The sequence below is a fragment of the Synechococcus sp. SYN20 genome (genome assembly GCF_014279555.1).
Classification (GTDB): Bacteria; Cyanobacteriota; Cyanobacteriia; order PCC-6307; family Cyanobiaceae; genus Synechococcus_C.
Map to the genome: position 1 here is coordinate 454,963 of NZ_CP047959.1, position 16,076 is coordinate 471,038.

The following is a 16,076-nucleotide window of genomic DNA, read 5'->3' on the forward strand; positions in this document are numbered from 1 at the left end:
TTACCTTGTCGCTGGTCTTGGTTTTTGATTCCTAGACCGAGGCAACTGGTTCGCTCAGGCAATGGGCTTATTGGTTTTGCGGCCAAGGCGGAGGATCCGGAGGAGGATCACATGTCGCCAAAGCAAACCGCGGTTGGCAATCGTACCAGCCACCTTTGCTGAATAGATCCTCCGGGTATCCGGCTCTCAGCAGGCAAAGGCCATGGGGTGGGGCGGCTTCTCTTACTTCGTCACGTCGACATTCCCGCCAGCGCTGTTCAAATCTCTTTGGGGTTAGGCGGTGTTCACCGACAGCGATGAGCTGCCCCATCAAAAGTCGAACCATTCCATATAAGAAGCCGCTGGCTTGAATCTCAACGCTCAAGAGATCTCCGTCACGTTCAATATTGACGTCTTGGATGGTTGTTCTTGAGTGAGATCGGCGACTGCCTGCTCGTTGAAAGGCCGCAAAATCATGTTCTCCCATTAACGCCAAGAGCGCTTGTGCCATCGCTTGCTCATCAAGTCGTCTGTGGTATCGATGCCAGCTCCAGGGAGCTAAAAATAAATTGGGACGACGTCCGTTGTAAATCGTGTATCGATATCGGCGATAGCTTGCTGAATAGCAGGCATGCCAGCTCAGGGGACGTTGGATTGCTTCTCTCACGCGGATGCTTGAAGGAAGGCGCCCGTTGAGCGCTGGTGCCCATCGACTGGCTGGTATCGGACCGTTGGAGTCAAAGTGCACCACTTGCCCTGAGGCATGGACACCGGCGTCTGTTCTTCCAGCGGCAATTGCCTTAATGGGGCGGTACGGATCGAGTGCCGCAATCGCTTTTTCCAGGACTGCCTGCACGCTCTGACCACGACCCTGGGTCTGACGTTGCCAACCACAAAAAAAGGATCCCTCGTACTGCAAGCTGATCGCAATTCTTTGAAGAATTGGGCTTTCAGCCTCAGACGAGGGATTTTGCACCACAGGCAACACGGATGAAGCTGTGCTGATTGAATGAATCAGACCAGCTCGATAATGGCCATTTCAGCATTGTCACCACGACGGGGCACCGTGCGGGTGATGCGGGTGTAGCCGCCGTTGCGATCCCCATAACGCGTTGGAGCCTTATCAAACAGGGCATGCACCAACTGCTTGTCATAGACGTAGCCCAGCACGCGACGCCTTGAGGCAAGACTGCCGTTCTTTGCCAACGTGATCATCCGCTCGGCTTCATCACGCAGAGCTTTTGCTCGCGCTTTGGTTGTCGTCACCCTGCCTTCGCGGATGAGTTGTGTTGTGAGTCCGCGAAGCAACGCCTTGCGTTGGTCAGCCGGGCGGCCCAGCAAGGGAACTCGACATTGGTGGCGCATGGTTCTAAGAGAAAAAACTGAAGGATGTAAGGATCAGACGCTAGTGCGACTTTGGGGAATCGAAATGCCGATGCGCTCGAGAGCTTCGATCACTTCATCCGCAGACTTCGAGCCGAAGTTTTTGATCTCGAGAAGATCTTCGTAACTGAAACCCATCAGGTCAGAGACTGAATTCACCTGTGCGCGCTTAAGACAGTTGTAAGCCCGGACAGAAAGATTAAGCTCTTCAAGTGGAATTTGAGCTTCAGCAGAAGGTTCAGGCTCTAACCCTGGCTCTTCCACCATGGTGACGGTGGCTAGGGGCTGGAACAGCTCAATGAGCTGATTGGCAGCCTGTGCAATCGCGTCATCAGGGGTCATTGACCCATCGGTAACAATTTCCATGCGGAGTCGTTCGCGAGCCGATCCACCCTCCGCAACGGCTGTTTCGTCCGTCGTGAAATTCACGCGGTGAACAGGCATAAACACGGCATCGATCTGGAGAAGATCGATTGCACTGGTGTCTTCATTGTGGCGATCAACGGGGCGATAACCAACGCCGCGCTCAACGTGAACTTCCAGCTCGAGGCTGTGCCCCTCGCTGACAGTGGCAATCTGACGCTCACCATCCACCACTTGAACTTGTGATGAAAACTGCAGATCCTTGGCTTTTACTGTTGCGGGCCCAGAGACGATCAGACGGCCGATTTCCAGCTCATCTGTACGACTGTTAACAGTGAGCTGCTTGCAGTTGAGAAGAATGTCAAGCACGTCTTCGCGAACACCAGGAATGGTGGCGTACTCGTGATTAACACCAGCAATGCGCACTGCGGTGACTGCTGTGCCCTCGAGGTTGCCCATGAGCATCCTTCGTAGGGAGTTCCCGAGAGTCGTTGCTTGACCACGCTCGAGTGGGCCGATGAGAAAAACACCGGTCTGCGAGCGATCATCTGTGATCTGATGCTCGATACGGTCGATCTGGTATTGCAACACGGGCTGAAGCGGAGAGAGTGAGGTGGGCCTGGACTAATTCGCTGAAATCTTCAGACACGCCGCCGCTTAGAGCGGCGGCACCCGTTGTGGGGTAGGGGAGTGACGTCGCGGATCAGGGTAATCTCCAGGCCAGCAACTTGGAGGGCGCGAATAGCTGTTTCCCGTCCTGAACCTGGTCCACGAACAAGAACTTCAATTTGGCGCATGCCTTGCTCGAGAGCGCGGCGAGCTGCTGCTTCTGCAGCTGTCTGAGCAGCAAAAGGTGTGCCTTTGCGAGCCCCTTTAAACCCACTGGCTCCAGCAGATGACCAGGAGATAACTTCTCCAGTGGTGTCGGTAATCGACACGATCGTGTTGTTGAACGTGCTTTGAATATGGGCAACGCCGTTGGGGACGTTGCGCTTGGCCTTCTTGGGGCCTGATTTTTTTGCTGGCTTGGCCATGGGCTAGAGCCTGAGGGGGGTAGGGCTGTAATGAATGAAGAGAGAGACCGATTGAATCGGGCAGGCTTATTTCTTCTTGCCGGCCACGGTCTTCCTTGCGCCACGGCGGGTACGGGCGTTGGTGCGGGTGCGTTGACCGCGCACTGGAAGGCTCATCCGATGACGACGACCACGCAGGCAACCAATGTCCTGCAGGCGCTTAAGGGCCATGCCCTCTTGTCGCCGCAGATCTCCCTCGATTGTGAAGGAATCAGTGGCGTTGCGCAATTTCTGCACATCGTTGTCCTCTAAATCCTTAACGCGGATGTCAGGGCTGACTCCGGCCTTGGTGAGGATGGTCTTGGCCCGAGTTGAGCCGATTCCGTAGATGTAAGTAAGTGCGACTTCGATCCGCTTGTCGCGGGGAATGTCAACACCAGCAATCCTTGCCACTGAGCAAATAATCGAGGGGGGACAGTTGCCGCCTTTCGGCAGCGAATGATGCGGTCAGAGTGTGGAGCTAGGGATCATCCCTGGCGCTGCTTGTGCTTAGGGTTTGGGCAAATCACCATCACCCGGCCGTGGCGACGAATCACCCGGCACTTTTCACACATTTTCTTGACCGAGGCGCGCACCTTCATGGGGTGTGGCTCTCCAAAATTCCAAACAGCGAATTTAACACAGCGACCTAGGCAAGAACACCTTCGATGCGATCGGTGATCGCCTCGATGCTGCCATGGGCTTCCACCGATTGGAGCAAACCACGTTGTCGGTAATGCTCAATCAGGGGCTCTGTTTTGTCTGCGTAGACCACGAGTCGATTGCGGATCACGGCTTCGTTGTCGTCGTCACGTCCCCTCGAGAGCAAACGTTCGATGAGGACAGCATCATCCAGGGCAAGGAGCACCACGGCTTCGATGGGTTGGTTGAGCTCTTGGAGCAGTGGATCGAGCGCTTCTGCCTGTGCAACATTGCGGGGGAATCCATCCAACAGCCATCCTTGGCCATTCAGCGCTCCGAGCTGAGCTTTCACGATGGCGAGTACGAGTGAGTCGGTTACAAGCTCACCGCGATTCATCACGGTTTCGGCTTGTTTGCCAAGTTCGGTTCCAGCAGAGACTTCCGCTCGAAGGAGGTCGCCGGTTGAGAGGTGACGCAAGCCATGACGATCACATAAAAGTGCCGCTTGGGTTCCTTTACCAGCGCCGGGAGGGCCTAAAAAAAGCAGTCGTTGTTTCATGGGAATTGGGTTGACTGGTGGGATGCTTATTGGCGAACGAGTCCCTCGTAACGCTGCGAGATCACGTAGGTCTGAACCTGCTTGGCGGTGTCGATGGCGACACCTACCAGGATCAGAAGTGAGGTGGCTCCAAGCCCTTGGAAGGTTGTCACTCCTGTGGCCCTTTCAACGGCTGAGGGAATAATGGCCACAGCGCCGAGGAAAAGTCCGCCAAGAAGAGTCAATCTATTTTTGACTCCTTCTAGATAGGCCGCTGTTGCACTTCCGGGTCTCACTCCTGGGATAGCCACCCCGCCTCGTTTGAGGTTGGTGGCGATGTCACTCGGGTTGAGGGAAAGCGACGAATAGAAATAGGCGAATCCCAAAATCAGGGAGAAAAACACGATCGCGTATGGCCATGGATTGGCTGCGCTCGGATTTAAGGCACTCGCTGCTCGAATCAGAAGTGGATTATTGGTGACGTTCGCGACTGTGATCGGCAAAAAGATGAGGGCTGACGCGAAAATAATTGGCATCACTCCACCTGCATTGAGCTTGAGGGGGAGATAACTCTGACGACTAGGGAGGAGCGCTGTACCTCCTACCTGGCGCTTGGCGCTGACGATAGGTAAACGTCTTGCACCCTCCTGGACAAAGATGATTCCAACAATTGTGATCAGGAACACCAAGACCAGGACAATGATTCCAACGACATCTCCCCGGTCTCCCGTCTGAGCCTTCTCAATCGTTGAACCCAATGCCTTCGGCAGGGTGGCAACGATATTCAGAAAGATCACAAGGGATGCTCCTTGTCCGATGCCTCGTTCTGTGATGACCTCACTGAGCCACATCACAATCATCGAGCCAGTGACCAACGCCAGCGCTGTCTGCACGACAAAGACGACGTCGCTTAATCCCTCTACGGCGTATTGGCGAAGAATCATCGCAAAAATGACGCTCTGGACCGTTCCCCATCCCAATGCCACGTAGCGGGTGATTTGGGCGATTTTGCGACGCCCTGCTTCGCCTTCGTTTTTCTGTAAGTCCTCGAGCTGGGGGAGCGAGGCTGTAAGCAATTGAATAATGATCGAGGCGTTGATGAACGGCAGGATGCCCAGTGCAAAAACGCCAAGCGTGGAGATTCCTCCGCCAGTAAAGATGTCAAGGAAACCAATGAGTGTTCCGCCCTGCTCAATAAATTGCTCAAAAGCAACACGATCGATCCCAGGCATGGGGATGTAGATCCCCAAACGGACAAGCATGAGCAGCCCCAACGTTGTGAGAACCCGGCCGCGCAGCTCAGGGTTCTGCACCAACTGGGTAATTACTTCAGTGGCGCTGGGGTTACGTCCCCGACTGACAAGCATGGAGAAGGAAGAAAAGAATGGGGCTGATGCAGCAAAGCCGTCCCCGGATCGGAATCCAGTGGGACGGCTCAGACCTTAGATCTGCGCGAAGCAGATCGTATGGGCGAGATCAGTCGAGAACCTCACAGGTCCCACCGGCAGCTTCAATTTTGGCGCGTGCAGAGGCTGTAAAGGCAGCAGCCTGAACGGTGAGCTTTGCTTTGAGTTCACCGTTGCCAAGAATCTTGAGAGGACTCCTAGGACTGGTCACAATGCCATCTTTGACAAGCGAGTCGAGATTGACCGTGCTGCCTGCCTTGATGTCATTCATGGCACTCACATTGAGGACGGTGAATGACTTCGGATTGACCAGGGTGAAGTGCTTGAGCTTCGGCACCCGGCGGTAAAGCGGCATCTGACCGCCTTCAAATCCAGGGCGGGTGGGACGACCTGAGCGGGACTTTTGTCCGCGCATGCCGAAACCACAGCTGGCACCTTGACCAGCTGCAATGCCACGTCCCTTACGCAATTTGCGCCGACGAGCACCTTTATTGGGTTTAAGAGATTCGAGTCTGAGAGTCATGGGAGGAAATCAGGAGTAGATCTGCTCGAGGGAGATCCCCCGTTCCTTGGCTGTCTCCTTGTGAGTGCGGAGCAGTTGTAGGGCCACCATGGCAGCCCGAGCATTATTGAGAGGAGTTTTACTTCCTAGGCGTTTCGCTAAGACATTTTTAATGCCTGCGAGCTCGAGCACTGTGCGGATGGATCCACCGGCAATTACACCAGTACCAGGAGCTGCTGGGCGGATGAGAACACTTGCTGCGCCTTCACGACCATTCGACAGAGTCGGGATCGAGTTGTGGCGAGTCAGAGGCACTTTCACCAGGTGCTTTTTGGCATCGGCCACGCCTTTGCGTACGGCACCGATGACATCGCCGGCCTTGCCGACACCAACGCCGACCTGACCGCGCTCATTGCCGACAACAACGATGGCGCGAAAGCTCATCTTTTTGCCGCCTTTGACAGTTTTGGAGACCCTTCGGATCTGCACTACGCGCTCTTGCCATTCGGAATCACGTTCTTGACCGCGGCGACGGTCGCCGCGACCGCCGCGACGGTCACCGCGACCGCCGCCGCCGCCACCGCCGCGGCGCTGCTCCTGTTGTTGGCCCTGACCTTCAGCTGCTGCCGGAACGTCAGAAGCCGATGGCACGTCGTTGGAGGTGGTCTGGTTGTTGGGTTCGGTCGTCATAGTGAGAGCAGGATCAGAACTGAAGGCCCGCTTCCCGGGCGGCATCGGCAAGGGCTTTCACCCGGCCGTGGTACAGGTTGCCGCCTCGGTCGAAGACAACTTGTTGAATGCCTTTGGCAATGGCACGTTTGGCCACTAAGTCACCAACGGCAACTGACGCATCACAGCTACTGCCATCAGCTTTGAGGCTGGATCGCAGATCTTTATCGAGGGTTGAAGCAGAACACAGAGTGCTCTGAGCTTCGTCGTCGATCAACTGAGCGTAGATGTGACTGTTGGAGCGAAACACGGCCAGTCTGGGACGATCGGCAGTGCCACTGAGATGGCGACGCAGACGCCTGTGGCGTTTCTGGGTCTGCTGTTTGCGGGAAAGGGTCGACATGGTGGGTAAAGCTGAAGGGTGTCTGGCAGGGAATTACTTCTTGCCCGACTTGCCTGCCTTACGCAGGATGCGTTCGCCCGCATATTTAATCCCTTTGCCTTTGTAGGGCTCGGGAGGACGAATGGCGCGGATCTTGGCGGCTTCATTGCCAACCAATTCCTTGTCGGTGCCTGAAACGGTGACGTTGGTGTTGTTCTCAACCGTGAAAGTGATGCCTTCAGGGGGCACCATTTCAACGGGGTGGCTGTAGCCAGCGCTCACCACAAGGGTTTTGCCTTTGACCTGGGCTCTTGAGCCCACGCCAACGATCTCCAGCTTTTTGGAGTAACCCTCGCTGACTCCGATCACCATGTTGGAGACGAGAGTTCTGCAAAGACCGTGGCGTTCACGGGATGTGCGTTTTGTGCTGGTTGGTGCCACCACGATGGAGTTATCCACCTGGCTGACACTTACACCAATAGGAAGGGTGCGCTTGAGCTCACCCTTGGGTCCCTTCACTGTGACGGCGAGACCGTTGAGTGTGACATTCACCTTGTCGGGAATGGGGACTGGGTTTTTACCAATACGTGACATGGTTCAGGTTCCGGGTCAATAGACGTAGCAGAGCACTTCGCCGCCCACGCCTTGCTTGCGGGCGTCGCGGTCGCTCATCACTCCTTTGGAGGTGGAGATGATGGCTACCCCTAGTCCTCCGAGGACCTTGGGCAGGCCGCGCGTGTTTTTGTAAATGCGAAGGCCAGGCTTACTGACCCGTTGCATGGAGCGAATGGTGGGTTGGCGGTGTTTGCCGCTGTACTTGAGCTCCAGCACCAATTCGGTGCGAATGCCCTCGCCTTGCTCGCTGATTTCAGCGATAAATCCCTCTTGTTGCAGCACTTTGGCAATGCTGCGGGACATGCGAGAAGCTGGAACTTTTGTGGACTCGTGACGTTTTTCACTCGCATTGCGGATGCGAGTGAGCATGTCGGAAATTGGGTCGTGATTAGCCATAGTGGTTTCCGAGGGGGGCTCAGTTGCTGCGGAATGGCATTCCCATCTCGCGGAGGAGGGCCCGGCCCTCTTCATCCGTGCGGGCAGACGTCACAATTGTGATGTCCATGCCTCTGATGGCATCGATCTTGTCGAAGGAGATTTCAGGGAAGATGATTTGCTCTCTAACTCCCACGGTGTAATTCCCACGGCCATCAAAACTTTTCGGGCTGACGCCTCGAAAATCCCGAATGCGGGGCAGCGCCAAGTTGATGAAGCGTTCTAGGAACGCATACATGCGATCACCTCGGAGGGTGACAGCACATCCAATCGGCATTCCCTGGCGGATTTTGAAAGCTGCAATGGCTTTCTTGGCTCTGGTGATGACAACTTTTTGGCCTGTGATTTGGGCCAATTCGTTCACCGAAGCCTCGAGAGATTTTGCATTGGTGGCTGCTTCGCCGAGTCCGCGGTTAACGGTGACTTTCAGCACCTTGGGAACTTCATGAATGTTGGAGAGACTCAAGTCTTTCAGCAATTTTGGCTGAATGGTCTCCCGATAGCGCTGTTTTAGTGACATGGCTGGGGGAAAGGACTTCTGGGCTTTGTCAGAAGAGCAATTGAGGTGATCAGTCGATCACTTCGCCTGTTTTCTTGAGGCGGCGCTTTTTGCTGCCGTCTTTTTCGGTAATCAGTTCAATGCGACTGGCAACCTTTTTGGCTGTGGAATAAAACATCACGTTGGAAGCATGGAGTGATGCTTCTTCAGTGATAATTCGTCCAGTTTCGCCTTCTTGTGTGGGCTTCACGTGACGGGTCCTCATATTGAGTCCCTCCACGATCACCCGGTTTACGTCTGGCAAGGTGCGCAGGACTTCTCCTGTTTTGCCTTTGTCTTTGCCGGCAATCACCTGAACGGTGTCGCCTTTACGAAGGCGCATCTTGATGCGCTCAGCTGGGGCTGCTTTGGATGTTGCGGTAGCCATTTCAGATCACCTCCGGAGCGAGGGACACGATTTTGGTGAAACTGCGTTCCCGCAATTCACGGGCAACCGGACCAAAGACACGAGTGCCTTTTGGATTTTTGTCGTCGTTGATGATCACGGCTGCGTTGTCATCAAAACGAATGGAGTTACCCGTATCGCGACGCATGGTGGCTTTGGTCCGAACCACGACGGCTTTGACGATGTCTGACTTTTTGACGCCCATGTTGGGCATCGCATCCTTGACGGTGGCCACGATGACGTCACCAACGTGCGCGTAGCGACGATTGGTGCCGAGAACACGAATGCATTGGATCCGTTTGGCGCCACTGTTGTCAGCAACGGTGAGGAAGCTTTCCTGCTGAATCACTTGGACACCTCCTCAGCTTTTGGGCTCTTACTGAGAACTTCAGCAATCGCCCAGCGCTTGTGGCGGCTCAGTGGACGCGTCTCGGTAATCCGGACACGGTCACCAACGCGACAAGCGTTGTCTTCGTCGTGGGCTTTGTAGCGGGTGGTGCGGCTGACCGTCTTTTGATAGATGGGGTGGGGGAAGCGGTTCTCGACCGCCACAACCACCGTTTTGTCCATCTTGTCGCTGACGACGGTGCCGACCCTTTCTTTGAGTGCCATGGAAGGTTCTCCTTAAGGATCAGGAAGCAGCGGAGCGCTTGCGCTCCGATTGCACCGTCAGCAACTGAGCCAGTTTGAGACGGCTCTCCTTGAAGCGGTGCGTGTTGCCCAGCTGGCGAGTGGCCTGCTGGAATCGGAGTTCGAACAATTCGCGGCGGAGGCCGTCGATTTGTTCGGTGACATCTGCGTCAGACAATTGGCGCAGATCTGTTGCTGTAGGACGTGCCATGGTCAGGACTCCACGGTTGAAGAGGCAGCAGCCTTAGTGCCGGCTGGCTGTTCCTGTTCATCGAGAGAGATGAACTTTGTTTTGACAGGAAGCTTGTATTGCGCGAGGCGCATCGCTTCCTTTGCAATTTCAGGGGTGATTTCCTCACCGCCCATCTCGAACAGAATCCTGCCTGGCTTGATCACAGCAACCCAGAACTCTGGGTTGCCCTTACCAGAACCCATACGGGTTTCGGCGGCACGCATGGTGACGGGCTTATCAGGAAAGATTCGAATCCAGATTTTTCCGCCACGTTTGACGTAGCGGGTCATGGCACGTCGGCTGGCTTCGATTTGACGCGAAGTAATCCAGCCGCACTCTTGGGCTTGCAAACCAAATTCACCAAAGGCAATGGTGTTGCCTCTGGTTGCGACACCGCGCATGCGGCCTCGCTGTTGTTTGCGGAATTTGACTCTTTTGGGACTCAGCATGATTTAGGCCTCCGGTTCAACCCTCGTTTGAGCGGTCTTCGAACTGTTGGGGCCTACGACCGCCCCGACGGCGGGGATTGGCTCCCACCGGGATCTGCTGCTGGGAGTCGTCGCTCAAAACTTCTCCCTTAAAGACCCAAACCTTGATGCCCAGAACGCCATAAGTCGTACTGGCCACTTTGGTTGCGTAATCAATTTCGGCGCGAAGGGTGTGCAAGGGCACACGTCCTTCACGCGTCCATTCTGTACGGGCGATTTCGGCACCATTCAGGCGTCCGCTGACTTGGATTTTCAGGCCAAGGACGCCGGCTCGCTGAGCGCGCTGAACGGCCATGCGGATGGTGCGGCGGAAGGCCACGCGTTTCTCAAGTTGCTGAGCGATGTACTCAGCAAGAAGGAAAGCGTCTGCATCCACACGCTCTACTTCAACCACGTTGATCCGAACCTGACGGCTCGAATCACCAACGGTCTTTTGAATGCCGCTGCGCAGATCTTCGATTCCGCTGCCTTGACGGCCAACCAGCACACCGGGGCGTGCTGTTTTGAGCTCAACCTCAAGTTGATCAGCTTTCCGAGCGATCAGCACATCGCTGATGCCGGCTGAGCCGTACTTCTTGTGAATGAACTTGCGAATCCGATCGTCCTCTTGCAGGAGGGCTGGATAATTTTTGCTGGATGCGTACCAGCGTGACCGGTGCTCCTGGGTGATCCCCAGGCGGTAGCCGGTTGGATGGATTTTGTTTCCCATTCAGACGGTGTGCTCGGGGGGTCAGGAGTCGGTCTGAGCTGCCACAGCAATGCTGATGTGGCAGGTCTGTTTTTTGATCGCGAAGGCGCGACCTTGAGCGCGAGGCCGATACCGCTTCATGGATGGACCCATGTCAGCGATGGCCCGGGAAATGACCAAGGTTGCTGGGTCAAGTCCAAGGTTGTGTTCGGCATTGGCTACAGCGGAGCGAAGCACTTTCGTGATCGGACCGGTGGAGCGGTAGGGCATGAACTCGAGCATGATCAGCGCGTCGCGGTAAGTGCGGCCACGGATTTGATCGAGTACACGACGCACCTTGGAGACGGAGCCGCGGATGAAGCGGCCGTGAGCTTGGGCAGTGGTTGCCGTTGGGGATGACGTTGTCATGGTCTCAGCGGCCTCCTTTCTTATCTTTGATGTGGCCCTTAAAGGTGCGTGTGGGTGCGAATTCACCCAATTTGTGCCCCACCATTTGCTCAGTCACGAAGACTGGAACGTGGGATCTGCCGTTATGAACGGCAATGGTGTGGCCGATCATCATCGGCAAAATCGTGGAGGCCCTGGACCACGTTTTGATGACTGACTTGTCGTCAGCAGCGTTTTGCTTTTCAACCTTGCGAAGAAGGCTGTCAGCAATAAATGGGCCTTTTTTGAGAGAACGTCCCATGGCGGATTAAGCGAACTGCAAAGCGGTAAGTGACATCAGGAATCGCGTCCGCCACGGCTCCGCTTGGACGTCTTGCGACGTTTCCGGAGGACGAACTTGTTGCTGGGCTTGTTCCGCTTGCGGGTTTTTAGGCCAAGAGCGGGTTTGCCCCATGGAGTGACAGGACCCGAGCGCCCAATAGGAGCACGGCCTTCACCACCACCATGAGGGTGATCGCAAGGGTTCATCACGCTGCCTCGGACCTGGGGACGACGCCCCAGCCAACGGCGGCGACCAGCTTTACCCAAGCTGGTGTTGCGAATTTCGGCATTGCCAACCTCGCCAAGAGTGGCGAAGCACTCACGCCTCACGAGGCGTACCTCTGTGGAGGGGAGCTTGAGGGCGACGTAATCGCCCTCTTTGGCCATGACCTGAGCACTCGCTCCTGCGGTACGGACCATCTGACCACCGCGTCCGGCATAAAGCTCGACGCAATGAACACTGGAACCAAGGGGAACGGCTGAGAGCGGCATGGCATTGCCGACCTCGATCGGTGCCTCAGGGCCTGACACCACCGTTTGGCCGATGCTGATCCCAGCCGGGGCGAGGATGTAGCGCTTCTCGCCATCGGCGTAGAAGAGAAGGGCCAACCGCGCATTGCGGTGGGGGTCGTAATGAATCGCGGCCACTTTGGCGGTAACACCATGCTTGTTGCGACGGAAGTCGACCAAGCGATAAAGGCGTTTGTGACCACCGCCGCGATGACGGCAGGTGATCACACCGCGATTGTTGCGTCCTTTGCGGCGGTGTTTGGACACCACCAAGGAGCGTTCCGGCTTGCGGCCGGTGACTTCACTGAAGTCTGTGACTACCCGGGTTCTGGTACCGGGGGTGTAGGGGCGGAAAGTACGAATTGCCATAACGATTCAGCCCCCTCAGGACTCAGGGAAGAGTTGGATGGAGTTGCCCTCAGCCAGGCGCACCACTGCTTTCTTCACTTGAGCGCGTTTACCGGCAAAACGGCCGATACGACGACTCCTGCGAGGAGGATTCATGGTGCTGATGCCCGTGACCTTGACATCGAAGAGCTGTTCGACTGCAGCCTTGATGTCGGGCTTGGCGGCTCGATGGTCCACCTCGAATGTGTACTGGTTTTGTTCCAGAGCACGGGTGGCCTTTTCAGTGATCAGCGGGCGGCGGATCACATCGGCCAGACGTCCGGTGAAGCGCTCAGTCATCGCCGTAGACCTCCTGAATCTTTGCGAGAGCGTCCTCGCCCACCACCAGCTTGTTGGCGTGGAGCAGATCGAAGACGTTGAGTTGGTCGGCTGCGATCAGCTTCACCGTTTCCAAATTCCGAATGGAGCGTTGCACCGCTTCGGAAGGTTGGATGAGGATGATCAAAACCTTGCTCGTGGCGGAAACGTCAAGCCTCGCCAGAGCGTCGATGATCTCTTTGGTCTTGGGAGTCGTCAGCGTGGTCGCGAAATCCTTCACCACCACGAGATCCTCAATACGCGCCATGAGAGCGGTACGAAGGGCTGAGCGACGTTCCTTGCGGTTCATTGCAAGGTTGTAGGACCTGGGCTTGGGTCCAAAAATGATGCCACCACCTGGACGGAGTGGGGTGCGAACAGAGCCCTGGCGTGCACGGCCCGTACCTTTTTGTTTGTAGGGCTTGCGTCCACCACCTCTCACCTCTGAACGGGTGAGGGTGCTTGCGGTGCCTTGGCGACTGTGAGCCTGCTGGCGCAGCACAGCGCGATGCATCAGGTCAAGGGCACTGGTCTCTTTGGCAACCTTTAAGTCAAGGCTTGCCTTGCCAGCCTCTTTACCCTGCCAATCGCGAACGATGCAATTAGCCATCACTTACCTCCTTTAGCGGGCTTGGCGCCCACCCGGTTTGCGGGACGGATGTTCAGTAATGAACCTGGTTTTCCAGGAACAGAACCTTTCACAACGAGAAGGTTGCGATCACTGTCGATTTTCAGGATCGTCAAACCACGCGTGGTGATTTTTTTGCCTCCGTAGCGGCCGGACATCCGTTTGCCTGGATAAATCCTGCCTGGCGTTGTGCCGGCACCGATCGAACCGGGTTGGCGATGATTTTTGGAGCCGTGCGTCATTGGACCACGACTAAAACCATGGCGCTTTTGCAGACCAGCAAAGCCACGACCCATGGTGTCGCCACTGACGTCTACTTTTTGACCAGCCGCAAAGTCACCAACGGTGACCGCTCCACCTAATTGAATCCCGTCGAGATCGTCGACGCGGTACTCAATTAGGTGGCGAACGAGGTCTTCGCCAGATTTAGCGAGATGACCTTTCGCTGGTTTATTGATCAGCTTTTCGCGAATCTCGCCAAAGCCGATCTGTACGGCTTGATAGCCGTCAGTTTCTGAACTTTTGAGCTGGGTGATACGGCAAGGACCCGCCTCGATCAATGTGACCGGGACGGATTTGCCTTGCTCATCGAAGAACTGGGACATACCCAATTTCTTCCCAAGAATGCCGATAGACATGGAGGTAAGAACGCCAGCGTGAACAACCGCTTATTCACTAAGGAATGAAGAGGCCTGAGAGGGCGCTGATCGTATTAACGCAGTCATGACCGTCATCCTTTCGCCAGTGGCGGAAAAGAAGCCGGATTGGAGCTAGCGAGCGAATCAGCTGGCTGAGACTTTCCGTGCAATGGTTTGCTCGGTGAGTTTCTCGGCAGTACCACCAATGAATTGGTAAGACTGCGCTGGCCTAAGGATCCGGCGCAAACGCCGAACCTGCTCTGTGATCTGGAGGCCCGGCTAGCGGACGGGCACAGCTCAACAGTGCAAACAAAGACACTACAGCATTGCGATCAAGTTATTAATTGGCGGCGATTAACTGCCAGAATCTCGTCATTCGATCCAATTTCATGCCGCTGCTGCTGTCTGGTCGTGGTTTCCGCCGTGAGCTGGAGTCAGCAGGTTGCATGGCATTCTTCGCGCCCCTTGAAGGGGGAGCCGAAACTCGGTTGCTAAGGCGATTGCGTGGAGCTGGCTATCGCACGCAGCTTTCGTCTGCCCGCGGTTTGGGCGACCCCGAGGTGTTTTTGTTTCAAAAGCATGGAATCCGTCCGCCCCATCTCGGGCATCAAAGCGTTGGCCGTGGTGCCGCTGTGGGCGAGGTCCAAGAGGTGATGCCACTGCTCGGTGAGGCGATGCTTGGCTCAAAGCCTGTTGCGCTTTGGCTTCTTGAAGGCCAGGTGTTATCTCGCTCTGAATTGTCGGCTCTATGTGATCTTTGTCGCCGAGAGCCTCGTTTGAAAGTGGTTGTGGAGATGGGTGGCGCTCGAAGTCTTCGCTGGCAACCGATGAAGGAGCTGCTGAGCAACTGAATTGCACCGTTAAAACGGCTCTTCAGGGAGCGGATGCCGGTGAGCTTGCTCTGGCCAAGGGCTCATGGGTGAAGTTGATTTGTGGCGCCAGCAATCAAGACTTGGCCTCGATTGGGGATCTGTGTGCGCTCTTTTCAGTTGCAGGTGTTCATTGCGTGGACGTGGCCGCTGATGCTGCCGTTGTGCGTGCTGCCCGCGACGGATTGGATTGGGCCTGGGAGCGTACTGGGCGCCGCCCTTGGTTGATGGTGAGTGTGAGCGATGGAAATGATGCCCATTTCCGTAAGGCGGTTTTCGATCCAGGCCTTTGTCCCCCCGATTGTTCACGGCCTTGCGAACGGGTGTGTCCAGCCGATGCCATCCGAGCGACGGTTGGGGTTGATGAACGGCTTTGCTATGGGTGCGGTCGCTGTTGGCCGGCATGCCCACCTCAATTGATCGAATCCTTGGATCGTCGAGTGGGTCTGAATGACTTGGCTCCCCTTCTTCACGACTTGCGTCCGGATGCATTGGAAATACACACGGCTCCAGGGCGCTTGAATGCTTTTCAGGCCACCCTTGAACAGGTTCGTCTCGCTGATGTTCCCTTGAAGCGGCTGTCCGTGAGTTGTGGACTTGAAGGCCATCAGGTCACGGTGGAGTCGCTTTCCAAAGAACTGTGGCAGCGCCATCAGGCCTTGCGTGCGTACCAGCAACGCCCGCTTTGGCAACTTGATGGCCGTCCGATGAGCGGAGATCTTGGGGTTGGAACTGCTCGTTCGGCCGTTGGTCTTTGGGAGCAGATTCAGCCCCTAGCACCGCCTGGGCCATTGCAGTTGGCTGGTGGGACCAACACAGCAACACTTGGTTTGCTCCCATGCCAAGGCGGGTCGATTGGACCTGCTGGTGTTGCTTTTGGTGGTGTAGCTAGAACGCTCGTTCAGCCCTTTTTTCAAGCTGCGCAAGACCAAGGATCTCGCTTGCGCGATTGGCCGGATGGCTGGGCTCAGTCTCTTCAAGCTGCGCGCACACTGATTACGCCCTGGTTGAGGCGTAGCTGATCGAACACCGACCCCGTGTTCCACTTGCTATGACTGTTTTTGGTCCGA

28 protein-coding genes are annotated in these 16,076 nt (G+C 55.9%); 2 read left to right on the plus strand and 26 right to left on the minus strand.

Annotated elements, in window-relative coordinates:
* Window positions 1-67: 67 nt before the first annotated feature.
* From truA to rplC, 26 genes are all read right to left on the minus strand, one after another.
* Window positions 68-958: a tRNA pseudouridine(38-40) synthase TruA gene (truA, locus tag SynSYN20_RS02260; protein WP_186525388.1), complete on the minus strand. Its 891-nt coding sequence runs from the start codon at window positions 956-958 to the stop codon at window positions 68-70.
* A gap of 35 nt (window positions 959-993) precedes the next feature.
* Window positions 994-1,344: a 50S ribosomal protein L17 gene (gene rplQ / locus SynSYN20_RS02265; protein WP_006854805.1), complete on the minus strand. Its 351-nt coding sequence runs from the start codon at window positions 1,342-1,344 to the stop codon at window positions 994-996.
* A 33-nt stretch (window positions 1,345-1,377) separates the two neighbouring features.
* Window positions 1,378-2,316, minus strand: a complete 939-nt coding sequence (locus SynSYN20_RS02270) for a DNA-directed RNA polymerase subunit alpha (RefSeq protein WP_186524567.1) — start codon at window positions 2,314-2,316, stop codon at window positions 1,378-1,380.
* Between the two features lie 50 nt (window positions 2,317-2,366).
* Window positions 2,367-2,759 (minus strand): 30S ribosomal protein S11, encoded by a 393-nt coding sequence (rpsK, locus tag SynSYN20_RS02275; RefSeq protein WP_006854807.1) that lies wholly within the window; start codon window positions 2,757-2,759, stop codon window positions 2,367-2,369.
* A 66-nt stretch (window positions 2,760-2,825) separates the two neighbouring features.
* Complete coding sequence (gene rpsM, locus SynSYN20_RS02280; protein ID WP_186524568.1) at window positions 2,826-3,191, minus strand: 30S ribosomal protein S13; 366 nt, start codon at window positions 3,189-3,191, stop codon at window positions 2,826-2,828.
* Between the two features lie 74 nt (window positions 3,192-3,265).
* Entirely contained in the window at window positions 3,266-3,379 is a 114-nt protein-coding gene (rpmJ, locus tag SynSYN20_RS02285) for a 50S ribosomal protein L36 (RefSeq protein WP_011618382.1), read from the minus strand.
* A gap of 47 nt (window positions 3,380-3,426) precedes the next feature.
* Entirely contained in the window at window positions 3,427-3,978 is a 552-nt protein-coding gene (locus SynSYN20_RS02290) for an adenylate kinase (protein ID WP_186524569.1), read from the minus strand.
* Window positions 3,979-4,004: 26 nt separating this feature from the next.
* Window positions 4,005-5,324 (minus strand): preprotein translocase subunit SecY, encoded by a 1,320-nt coding sequence (gene secY / locus SynSYN20_RS02295; protein WP_186524570.1) that lies wholly within the window; start codon window positions 5,322-5,324, stop codon window positions 4,005-4,007.
* A 109-nt stretch (window positions 5,325-5,433) separates the two neighbouring features.
* Window positions 5,434-5,886 carry a 50S ribosomal protein L15 gene (gene rplO / locus SynSYN20_RS02300; protein ID WP_186524571.1) on the minus strand — a complete coding sequence of 151 codons (453 nt, stop codon included), beginning with the start codon at window positions 5,884-5,886 and terminating at the stop codon, window positions 5,434-5,436.
* A 9-nt stretch (window positions 5,887-5,895) separates the two neighbouring features.
* Complete coding sequence (rpsE, locus tag SynSYN20_RS02305; protein WP_186524572.1) at window positions 5,896-6,555, minus strand: 30S ribosomal protein S5; 660 nt, start codon at window positions 6,553-6,555, stop codon at window positions 5,896-5,898.
* A 13-nt stretch (window positions 6,556-6,568) separates the two neighbouring features.
* Complete coding sequence (gene rplR / locus SynSYN20_RS02310; RefSeq protein WP_186524573.1) at window positions 6,569-6,937, minus strand: 50S ribosomal protein L18; 369 nt, start codon at window positions 6,935-6,937, stop codon at window positions 6,569-6,571.
* Window positions 6,938-6,970: 33 nt separating this feature from the next.
* The gene (gene rplF, locus SynSYN20_RS02315; RefSeq protein WP_186524574.1) at window positions 6,971-7,510 is read right to left on the minus strand and encodes a 50S ribosomal protein L6; all 540 of its coding nucleotides are present in this window, start codon (window positions 7,508-7,510) and stop codon (window positions 6,971-6,973) included.
* Between the two features lie 15 nt (window positions 7,511-7,525).
* A complete protein-coding gene (rpsH, locus tag SynSYN20_RS02320) occupies window positions 7,526-7,927 on the minus strand; it encodes a 30S ribosomal protein S8 (RefSeq protein ID WP_186524575.1) in 402 nt (133 codons plus the stop codon).
* Between the two features lie 19 nt (window positions 7,928-7,946).
* Window positions 7,947-8,486: a 50S ribosomal protein L5 gene (rplE, locus tag SynSYN20_RS02325; protein WP_006854816.1), complete on the minus strand. Its 540-nt coding sequence runs from the start codon at window positions 8,484-8,486 to the stop codon at window positions 7,947-7,949.
* A 49-nt stretch (window positions 8,487-8,535) separates the two neighbouring features.
* A complete protein-coding gene (rplX, locus tag SynSYN20_RS02330; protein ID WP_186524576.1) occupies window positions 8,536-8,892 on the minus strand; it encodes a 50S ribosomal protein L24 in 357 nt (118 codons plus the stop codon).
* A gap of 1 nt (window position 8,893) precedes the next feature.
* Window positions 8,894-9,259, minus strand: coding sequence for a 50S ribosomal protein L14 (gene rplN, locus SynSYN20_RS02335; protein ID WP_186524577.1), 366 nt, complete (start codon window positions 9,257-9,259; stop codon window positions 8,894-8,896).
* Entirely contained in the window at window positions 9,256-9,522 is a 267-nt protein-coding gene (rpsQ, locus tag SynSYN20_RS02340) for a 30S ribosomal protein S17 (RefSeq protein ID WP_186524578.1), read from the minus strand. Before rpsQ ends, rplN begins: the two co-directional genes overlap by 4 nt.
* A gap of 19 nt (window positions 9,523-9,541) precedes the next feature.
* Window positions 9,542-9,751 carry a 50S ribosomal protein L29 gene (gene rpmC / locus SynSYN20_RS02345; protein WP_006854820.1) on the minus strand — a complete coding sequence of 70 codons (210 nt, stop codon included), beginning with the start codon at window positions 9,749-9,751 and terminating at the stop codon, window positions 9,542-9,544.
* Between the two features lie 2 nt (window positions 9,752-9,753).
* Window positions 9,754-10,221: a 50S ribosomal protein L16 gene (gene rplP / locus SynSYN20_RS02350; protein WP_186524579.1), complete on the minus strand. Its 468-nt coding sequence runs from the start codon at window positions 10,219-10,221 to the stop codon at window positions 9,754-9,756.
* Between the two features lie 16 nt (window positions 10,222-10,237).
* Window positions 10,238-10,969: a 30S ribosomal protein S3 gene (gene rpsC / locus SynSYN20_RS02355; RefSeq protein WP_186524580.1), complete on the minus strand. Its 732-nt coding sequence runs from the start codon at window positions 10,967-10,969 to the stop codon at window positions 10,238-10,240.
* Window positions 10,970-10,990: 21 nt separating this feature from the next.
* The gene (gene rplV / locus SynSYN20_RS02360; protein WP_186524581.1) at window positions 10,991-11,356 is read right to left on the minus strand and encodes a 50S ribosomal protein L22; all 366 of its coding nucleotides are present in this window, start codon (window positions 11,354-11,356) and stop codon (window positions 10,991-10,993) included.
* Window positions 11,357-11,360: 4 nt separating this feature from the next.
* Window positions 11,361-11,636 (minus strand): 30S ribosomal protein S19, encoded by a 276-nt coding sequence (rpsS, locus tag SynSYN20_RS02365; protein WP_186524582.1) that lies wholly within the window; start codon window positions 11,634-11,636, stop codon window positions 11,361-11,363.
* Window positions 11,637-11,671: 35 nt separating this feature from the next.
* Window positions 11,672-12,535, minus strand: coding sequence for a 50S ribosomal protein L2 (rplB, locus tag SynSYN20_RS02370; RefSeq protein ID WP_186524583.1), 864 nt, complete (start codon window positions 12,533-12,535; stop codon window positions 11,672-11,674).
* 15 nt (window positions 12,536-12,550) lie between these two features.
* Window positions 12,551-12,853: a 50S ribosomal protein L23 gene (locus SynSYN20_RS02375; protein WP_011618397.1), complete on the minus strand. Its 303-nt coding sequence runs from the start codon at window positions 12,851-12,853 to the stop codon at window positions 12,551-12,553.
* Window positions 12,846-13,481 (minus strand): 50S ribosomal protein L4, encoded by a 636-nt coding sequence (rplD, locus tag SynSYN20_RS02380; protein ID WP_186524584.1) that lies wholly within the window; start codon window positions 13,479-13,481, stop codon window positions 12,846-12,848. The genes SynSYN20_RS02375 and rplD overlap by 8 nt, the downstream gene beginning before the upstream one ends.
* Window positions 13,481-14,137, minus strand: coding sequence for a 50S ribosomal protein L3 (gene rplC / locus SynSYN20_RS02385; RefSeq protein ID WP_186524585.1), 657 nt, complete (start codon window positions 14,135-14,137; stop codon window positions 13,481-13,483). The genes rplD and rplC overlap by 1 nt, the downstream gene beginning before the upstream one ends.
* Window positions 14,138-14,526: 389 nt before the next feature.
* On the opposite strand from rplC, the gene SynSYN20_RS02390 reads away from it, so the two are divergent.
* Both SynSYN20_RS02390 and SynSYN20_RS02395 read left to right on the plus strand, forming a co-directional pair.
* Window positions 14,527-14,988 carry an NAD(P)H-quinone oxidoreductase subunit N gene (locus SynSYN20_RS02390; protein ID WP_186524586.1) on the plus strand — a complete coding sequence of 154 codons (462 nt, stop codon included), beginning with the start codon at window positions 14,527-14,529 and terminating at the stop codon, window positions 14,986-14,988.
* Window positions 14,989-15,056: 68 nt separating this feature from the next.
* On the plus strand, window positions 15,057-16,028 hold the full coding sequence (locus tag SynSYN20_RS02395) for an LdpA C-terminal domain-containing domain (protein ID WP_255444489.1): 972 nt from the start codon (window positions 15,057-15,059) through the stop codon (window positions 16,026-16,028).
* Window positions 16,029-16,076: the final 48 nt, after the last annotated feature.

What these genes read in the sequence shown, in the direction of transcription:
- rplR (WP_186524573.1), bottom strand. Translation starts at nt 6,937, where the DNA reads ATGTCGACCCTTTCCCGCAAACAGCAGACCCAGAAACGCCACAGGCGT.
- rplC (WP_186524585.1), bottom strand. Translation starts at nt 14,137, where the DNA reads ATGTCTATCGGCATTCTTGGGAAGAAATTGGGTATGTCCCAGTTCTTC.
- rplF (WP_186524574.1), bottom strand. Translation starts at nt 7,510, where the DNA reads ATGTCACGTATTGGTAAAAACCCAGTCCCCATTCCCGACAAGGTGAAT.
- rplV (WP_186524581.1), bottom strand. Translation starts at nt 11,356, where the DNA reads ATGACAACGTCATCCCCAACGGCAACCACTGCCCAAGCTCACGGCCGC.
- rpsE (WP_186524572.1), bottom strand. Translation starts at nt 6,555, where the DNA reads ATGACGACCGAACCCAACAACCAGACCACCTCCAACGACGTGCCATCG.
- SynSYN20_RS02290 (WP_186524569.1), bottom strand. Translation starts at nt 3,978, where the DNA reads ATGAAACAACGACTGCTTTTTTTAGGCCCTCCCGGCGCTGGTAAAGGA.
- rpsS (WP_186524582.1), bottom strand. Translation starts at nt 11,636, where the DNA reads ATGGGACGTTCTCTCAAAAAAGGCCCATTTATTGCTGACAGCCTTCTT.
- rpsH (WP_186524575.1), bottom strand. Translation starts at nt 7,927, where the DNA reads ATGGCTAATCACGACCCAATTTCCGACATGCTCACTCGCATCCGCAAT.
- rpmC (WP_006854820.1), bottom strand. Translation starts at nt 9,751, where the DNA reads ATGGCACGTCCTACAGCAACAGATCTGCGCCAATTGTCTGACGCAGAT.
- rplE (WP_006854816.1), bottom strand. Translation starts at nt 8,486, where the DNA reads ATGTCACTAAAACAGCGCTATCGGGAGACCATTCAGCCAAAATTGCTG.
- rplO (WP_186524571.1), bottom strand. Translation starts at nt 5,886, where the DNA reads ATGACTCTCAGACTCGAATCTCTTAAACCCAATAAAGGTGCTCGTCGG.
- rpsC (WP_186524580.1), bottom strand. Translation starts at nt 10,969, where the DNA reads ATGGGAAACAAAATCCATCCAACCGGCTACCGCCTGGGGATCACCCAG.
- rplX (WP_186524576.1), bottom strand. Translation starts at nt 8,892, where the DNA reads ATGGCTACCGCAACATCCAAAGCAGCCCCAGCTGAGCGCATCAAGATG.
- rplQ (WP_006854805.1), bottom strand. Translation starts at nt 1,344, where the DNA reads ATGCGCCACCAATGTCGAGTTCCCTTGCTGGGCCGCCCGGCTGACCAA.
- rpsK (WP_006854807.1), bottom strand. Translation starts at nt 2,759, where the DNA reads ATGGCCAAGCCAGCAAAAAAATCAGGCCCCAAGAAGGCCAAGCGCAAC.
- rpsQ (WP_186524578.1), bottom strand. Translation starts at nt 9,522, where the DNA reads ATGGCACTCAAAGAAAGGGTCGGCACCGTCGTCAGCGACAAGATGGAC.
- SynSYN20_RS02375 (WP_011618397.1), bottom strand. Translation starts at nt 12,853, where the DNA reads ATGACTGAGCGCTTCACCGGACGTCTGGCCGATGTGATCCGCCGCCCG.
- rpmJ (WP_011618382.1), bottom strand. Translation starts at nt 3,379, where the DNA reads ATGAAGGTGCGCGCCTCGGTCAAGAAAATGTGTGAAAAGTGCCGGGTG.
- secY (WP_186524570.1), bottom strand. Translation starts at nt 5,324, where the DNA reads ATGCTTGTCAGTCGGGGACGTAACCCCAGCGCCACTGAAGTAATTACC.
- rplP (WP_186524579.1), bottom strand. Translation starts at nt 10,221, where the DNA reads ATGCTGAGTCCCAAAAGAGTCAAATTCCGCAAACAACAGCGAGGCCGC.
- SynSYN20_RS02390 (WP_186524586.1), top strand. Translation starts at nt 14,527, where the DNA reads ATGCCGCTGCTGCTGTCTGGTCGTGGTTTCCGCCGTGAGCTGGAGTCA.
- rplD (WP_186524584.1), bottom strand. Translation starts at nt 13,481, where the DNA reads ATGGCTAATTGCATCGTTCGCGATTGGCAGGGTAAAGAGGCTGGCAAG.
- rplB (WP_186524583.1), bottom strand. Translation starts at nt 12,535, where the DNA reads ATGGCAATTCGTACTTTCCGCCCCTACACCCCCGGTACCAGAACCCGG.